Annotated in this window: 1 protein-coding gene; it reads right to left on the bottom strand. The window is 43.8% G+C overall.

The annotated features are described in order from the left end of the window. Positions 1 to 10: 10 nt before the first annotated feature. Positions 11 to 1,411 (bottom strand): excinuclease ABC subunit UvrC (gene uvrC / locus A3738_RS14110; protein ID WP_068763651.1); only part of this gene is annotated, 1,401 nt, incomplete at its 5' end.

Below are 1,411 nucleotides of genomic sequence, written 5' to 3'. Positions count from 1 at the left end.
TTTTCTCTACTCAATCACCGTGCAGACTAAGGTATATATGCTCCGCTAGACTGCTACTAATGCCATCCACTTTGGCTATTTCTTCAATCGATGCTGTTTTAATCCCTTGCACACTGCCAAAGTATTTGATCAGTGAGCGCCGTCTCGTTGGGCCAACGCCATCAATCCCTTCAAGCTGAGACTGCCTGCGGCTCTTATCTCTTCGCTTGCGATGACCTGTTATTGCGAATCGGTGGGCTTCATCGCGAATATGCTGCATCAGATGCAAACTAGGCTCATCTGACGAGCATTGTATCGTTTTAAGGCCGCCCTGCCCATCAGGAATAAATAAGGTTTCAAAACCTGGTTTACGTGTTGCTCCTTTGGCGATACCAAGCAATAAAATGTCGCTGGCATTCAGTTCATTTAACACGTCTATTGCCATATTCAACTGCCCTTTGCCACCATCTATAAAAATGATATCCGGACGCTTACTAGGCTCTTCATTGACCTTTCGATATCGCCGCGACAAAGCTTGCTTCATCGCTGCATAATCATCTCCAGGCTCAATCCCTTCTATATTGAAGGTGCGATAATCTGACTTTAGTGGACCCTGATCGTTAAACACAACGCAAGACGCTACAGTTTTTTCCCCAGAACTATGGCTAATATCAAAACATTCCATACGCTTTGGAATGTCTGGCAATTCTAAAAGCGCTCTTAGAGCATCAATACGATGAAAAACATTTTCTTTGTTGGATAAATAGGTTTTTAAGGTGCTGTCAGCATTTGTCTGTGCCAACTTTTGCCACTGAGCTCTAATCGTCTTCACTTTGTGCGCAAAACGAATGTTTTTCCCGACAACATTTTGAACGGCTTCGCTCAGCATCGTCTCATCCGCGCATTTAAAGGGCAGAATAACTTCGTTAGGCAAGTCTTTCTCGGCACCAGAACCCACGTAATACTGCTCTATAAATGACTGAAGCCGCTCTTCTTTGCTCTCGTCTAAGAGCATTTTAGAGGTATAGTTTTTGTGCCCTAAAATTCGGCCCTTTCTGATGAAAAGCATCGAAAAAACCGAAACACCAGGGCCATCAGACAGTGCAACCACATCTAGATCTGCACTTCCTGATTCAACACTCTGGCTCTCTTGCGCATGGCGAAGGTGCTGAATCTGATCTCGCAATTCTGCCGCCTTTTCAAACCTCAAGTCCTCAGAAGCGGTCTCCATTTCATCTATTAACTGTCGAAGAAGTTCTGGATTCTTGCCTTGCAAAAACATCGTGACATGATGAACGTCTTGCAAATATTCATCTTTATCAACTAATCCAACACAAGGCGCTTTGCAGCGTTTGATTTGATATTGCAGACAAGGACGTGATCGGTTTTTATAGAACGATTCTTGGCACTGCCTAACTTTAAATATTTTCTC

The organism is Oleiphilus sp. HI0066, assembly GCF_001635725.1.
This window is presented reverse-complemented; position numbering and strand designations above follow the sequence as displayed.